General features: G+C 53.9%; 3 rRNA genes. All 3 read right to left on the bottom strand.

The window, feature by feature from the left end:
- Positions 1–56 precede the first annotated feature (56 nt).
- Positions 57–173: ribosomal RNA gene (rrf, locus tag IFU30_RS20030) — 5S ribosomal RNA — on the bottom strand.
- Positions 174–309: 136 nt separating this feature from the next.
- Positions 310–3,427: ribosomal RNA gene (locus tag IFU30_RS20025) — 23S ribosomal RNA — on the bottom strand.
- A gap of 452 nt (positions 3,428–3,879) precedes the next feature.
- Positions 3,880–5,400: ribosomal RNA gene (locus IFU30_RS20020) — 16S ribosomal RNA — on the bottom strand.
- Together the 16S, 23S and 5S rRNA genes form the textbook arrangement of a ribosomal RNA operon.
- Between the last annotated feature and the right edge of the window lie 148 nt (positions 5,401–5,548).

Raw genomic sequence — 5,548 nt, 5'->3', positions numbered from 1 at the left:
GCGTGTTAACGCAAAATGGCCACCCAAGAACCTTGGGTGGCCATTTCAACGAAGAAGTCCGGCGGTGTCCTACTCTCCCACAGGGTCCCCCCTGCAGTACCATCGGCGCAAAGAGTCTTAGCTTCCGGGTTCGGAATGTGACCGGGCGTTTCCCTCTCGCTATGGCCGCCGAAACACTATTGATGTATCAAAGTGAACAAGCAAACCAACACGCTGTGCGAACACAGTGGTGTTGTTTGCGGGTTCTCGACCGTACATCGAGAACCACTCAGTGGACGCGTAGCATCTTCGTATTCAAACAAAGAAAGTGTTATCAAATTATCGGCTTATTAGTACCGGTCAGCTCCGAGAGTCTTTCGTCCTCTCTTCCACATCCGGCCTATCAACCCAGTAGTCTGGCTGGGAGCCTCTCGCCCGAAGGCATGGAAATCTCATCTTAAGGCCGGCTTCCCGCTTAGATGCTTTCAGCGGTTATCCATCCCGAACGTAGCTAATCAGCGGTGCTCCTGGCGGAACAACTGACACACCAGAGGTTCGTCCAACCCGGTCCTCTCGTACTAGGGTCAGATCCTTTCAAATTTCCTGCGCGCGCAGCGGATAGGGACCGAACTGTCTCACGACGTTCTAAACCCAGCTCGCGTACCGCTTTAATGGGCGAACAGCCCAACCCTTGGGACCTACTCCAGCCCCAGGATGCGACGAGCCGACATCGAGGTGCCAAACCATGCCGTCGATATGGACTCTTGGGCAAGATCAGCCTGTTATCCCCGAGGTACCTTTTATCCGTTGAGCGACAGCGCTTCCACAAGCCACTGCCGGATCACTAGTCCCGACTTTCGTCCCTGCTCGACTTGTCAGTCTCACAGTCAAGCTCCCTTGTGCACTTACACTCGACACCTGATTGCCAACCAGGTTGAGGGAACCTTTGGGCGCCTCCGTTACTTTTTGGGAGGCAACCGCCCCAGTTAAACTACCCACCAGGCACTGTCCCTGAACCGGATTACGGTTCGAAGTTAGATATCCAGAGTGACCAGAGTGGTATTTCAACAATGACTCCACCTGAACTAGCGTCCAAGCTTCAAAGTCTCCCACCTATCCTACACAAGCCACACCGAACACCAATACCAAGCTGTAGTAAAGGTCACGGGGTCTTTCCGTCCTGCTGCGCGTAACGAGCATCTTTACTCGTAATGCAATTTCGCCGAGTTCGCGGTTGAGACAGCTGGGAAGTCGTTACGCCATTCGTGCAGGTCGGAACTTACCCGACAAGGAATTTCGCTACCTTAGGATGGTTATAGTTACCACCGCCGTTTACTGGGGCTTAAATTCTCAGCTTCGCCTTGCGGCTAACCGTTCCTCTTAACCTTCCAGCACCGGGCAGGCGTCAGTCCGTATACATCGTCTTGCGACTTGGCACGGACCTGTGTTTTTAGTAAACAGTCGCTTCCCACTGGTCTCTGCGGCCTTCAAACGCTTTCGGAGCAAGTCCTAATACGCCTCAGGCCCCCCTTCTCCCGAAGTTACGGGGGCATTTTGCCGAGTTCCTTAACCACGATTCTCTCGATCTCCTTAGTATTCTCTACCTGACCACCTGAGTCGGTTTGGGGTACGGGCCACTAGAACCTCGCGTCGATGCTTTTCTTGGCAGCATAGGATCACCTACTATCCCTTACGGGTCCGTATCGTGTCTCAGCCTTCACGAGAGACGGATTTGCCTATCTCTCAGCCTACGCACTTACACCGGGACAACCATCGCCCGGCATAGGCTACCTTCCTGCGTCACACCTGTTAATACGCTAAACGCACCAGCATGGGGTCGAGCGTTAGACCGGACCCATCATCCCCGAAGGGAATCAGTCGTCCGGGTTAGGACTCTTAGCACCACTGGATTGTCTTGGGCGGTTCTTCGCGGGTACGGGAATATCAACCCGTTGTCCATCGACTACGCCTGTCGGCCTCGCCTTAGGTCCCGACTTACCCAGGGAAGATTAGCTTGACCCTGGAACCCTTGGTCTTTCGGAGGACATGTTTCTCACATGTCTTTCGCTACTCATGCCTGCATTCTCACTCGTGTAGCGTCCACGGCTGGTTTACACCGCCGCTTCACTCGCCACACGACGCTCTCCTACCCATCAATACGGCTGGACCACGAAGGCCTACCAAAAATATCAATGCCACAACTTCGGTGGCGTGCTTGAGCCCCGTTACATTGTCGGCGCGGAATCACTTGACCAGTGAGCTATTACGCACTCTTTCAAGGGTGGCTGCTTCTAAGCCAACCTCCTGGTTGTCTGTGCAACTCCACATCCTTTCCCACTTAGCACGCGCTTTGGGACCTTAGTTGGTGGTCTGGGTTGTTTCCCTCTCGACGATGAAGCTTATCCCCCACCGTCTCACTGCTGCGCTCTCACTTACCGGCATTCGGAGTTTGGCTGACGTCAGTAAGCTTTTGGGCCCCATCGGCCATCCAGTAGCTCTACCTCCGGCAAGAAACACGCAACGCTGCACCTAAATGCATTTCGGAGAGAACCAGCTATCACGAAGTTTGATTGGCCTTTCACCCCTATCCACAGCTCATCCCCTCAGTTTTCAACCTAAGTGGGTTCGGTCCTCCACGACGTCTTACCGTCGCTTCAACCTGGCCATGGATAGATCACTTCGCTTCGGGTCTAGGACATGCGACTGAATCGCCCTATTCAGACTCGCTTTCGCTACGGCTACCCCACACGGGTTAACCTCGCCACATATCGCTAACTCGCAGGCTCATTCTTCAAAAGGCACGCTGTCACACCAACAAGGGTGCTCCAACGGTTTGTAAGCAAACGGTTTCAGGTACTATTTCACTCCCCTCCCGGGGTACTTTTCACCTTTCCCTCACGGTACTTGTCCGCTATCGGTCATCTGGGAGTATTTAGGCTTATCAGGTGGTCCTGACAGATTCACACGGGATTTCTCGGGCCCCGTGCTACTTGGGATACTCCTCGCACGATTGCAGCATTTCGACTACCGGGCTGGCACCGTCTCTGGCTGGGCTTTCAATCCCATTCGTCTATACCACGTTCTAATGCTCCCCGAATATCAGTTCGGAGTGAGAAGTCCCACAACCCCGGACATGCAACGCCTGATAGCTATCACACATGCCCGGTTTAGCCTCTTCCGATTTCGCTCGCCACTACTGACGGAATCACTGTTGTTTTCTCTTCCTGGGGGTACTGAGATGTTTCACTTCCCCCCGTTCCCTCTACCCGCCCTATATATTCAGGCGGGAGTCACCAGATCACCACAAGGGGCCTGGTGGGGTTTCCCCATTCGGAAATCCTCGGATCACAGCTCGTTTATCAGCTCCCCGAGGCTTATCGCAGATTACTACGTCCTTCTTCGGCTCCAGATGCCAAGGCATCCACCGTTTGCTCTTAGAAATTTGAAATCACATGAGTTTGAATCGATCGGCACCAGTTACCTGATGCAGATTGACCAATGATCAACATCACTTCCGAAGAAGCATGTTTTGATCTTTGTGATCCACAACCCCAAAGGGTCATGAATCTAAGATGCTCGCGTCCACTGTGTAGTTCTCAAAGTACGGGCGGTACCTCTCTCCTTGACCATTCATGTCAAGCAAAAGAGGCCCTGAGGTTCGTCCTTCCTCCACCGAAGCGGAGAAGATCCGGTCCCTCAGGACCCAACAGCGTGCATATGCAAACCCTCCAGCCGGCCACCGTTCCAATCTCCCGAAGAAGACGTACTTGCTGGCAGACTCTCACGTCTGCATCAATGTCAATGTTCCACCCATGAGCGCCACCCGAGAACATTCGTCTCAGTGTGACTTGGCAACGTAAACCTCGCTGTATACAGACGAGCGTTGCACATGCTCCTTAGAAAGGAGGTGATCCAGCCGCACCTTCCGGTACGGCTACCTTGTTACGACTTAGTCCTAATTACCGATCCCACCTTAGACAGCTCCATCCTTGCGGTTAGGCCACTGGCTTCGGGTGTTACCGACTTTCATGACTTGACGGGCGGTGTGTACAAGGCCCGGGAACGTATTCACCGCAGCGTTGCTGATCTGCGATTACTAGCGACTCCGACTTCATGAGGTCGAGTTGCAGACCTCAATCCGAACTGGGACCAGCTTTTTGGGATTCGCTCCACCTTACGGTATTGCAGCCCTTTGTACTGGCCATTGTAGCATGCGTGAAGCCCAAGACATAAGGGGCATGATGATTTGACGTCGTCCCCACCTTCCTCCGAGTTGACCCCGGCAGTATCCCATGAGTTCCCACCATTACGTGCTGGCAACATAGAACGAGGGTTGCGCTCGTTGCGGGACTTAACCCAACATCTCACGACACGAGCTGACGACAACCATGCACCACCTGTTTACGAGTGTCCAAAGAGTTGACCATTTCTGGCCCGTTCTCGTATATGTCAAGCCTTGGTAAGGTTCTTCGCGTTGCATCGAATTAATCCGCATGCTCCGCCGCTTGTGCGGGCCCCCGTCAATTCCTTTGAGTTTTAGCCTTGCGGCCGTACTCCCCAGGCGGGGCGCTTAATGCGTTAGCTACGACACGGAAACCGTGGAATGGTCCCCACATCTAGCGCCCAACGTTTACGGGGTGGACTACCAGGGTATCTAAGCCTGTTTGCTCCCCACCCTTTCGCTCCTCAGCGTCAGTAGCGGCCCAGAGATCTGCCTTCGCCATCGGTGTTCCTCCTGATATCTGCGCATTCCACCGCTACACCAGGAATTCCAATCTCCCCTACCGCACTCTAGTCTGCCCGTACCCACTGCAGACCCGAGGTTGAGCCTCGGGATTTCACAGCAGACGCGACAAACCGCCTACGAGCTCTTTACGCCCAATAATTCCGGACAACGCTTGCACCCTACGTATTACCGCGGCTGCTGGCACGTAGTTAGCCGGTGCTTTTTCTGCAGGTACCGTCACTTTCGCTTCTTCCCTGCTAAAAGAGGTTTACAACCCGAAGGCCGTCGTCCCTCACGCGGCGTTGCTGCATCAGGCTTTCGCCCATTGTGCAATATTCCCCACTGCTGCCTCCCGTAGGAGTCTGGGCCGTGTCTCAGTCCCAGTGTGGCCGGTCACCCTCTCAGGCCGGCTACCCGTCGTCGCCTTGGTGAGCCATTACCTCACCAACAAGCTGATAGGCCGCGAGTCCATCCTTGACCAAAATTCTTTCCAGCAACTCACCATGCGGTGGAAGCTCGTATCCGGTATTAGACGTCGTTTCCAACGCTTATCCCAGAGTCAAGGGCAGGTTACTCACGTGTTACTCACCCGTTCGCCACTAATCCACCCAGCAAGCTGGGCTTCATCGTTCGACTTGCATGTGTTAAGCACGCCGCCAGCGTTCGTCCTGAGCCAGGATCAAACTCTCCGTAAATGTTGAATTGCACGACCACCGAAGTGACCGGCACATTTCGCGCACCATGCCACCGGAATAGGTGAACACGATGCAAGTTTGAAACTGACAGAACAAATCATTACTGACTTGCTTTGTTTTGTTTAAATGTTTTCCAAAGGAATCTCTT

The organism is Plantibacter sp. CFBP 8798 (assembly GCF_014841195.1).
In the GTDB taxonomy this organism is placed as follows: Bacteria; Actinomycetota; Actinomycetes; order Actinomycetales; family Microbacteriaceae; genus Plantibacter; species Plantibacter auratus.
Note: the sequence above shows the minus strand (reverse complement) of the source record. Positions and strands in the feature narration are given on the sequence as shown.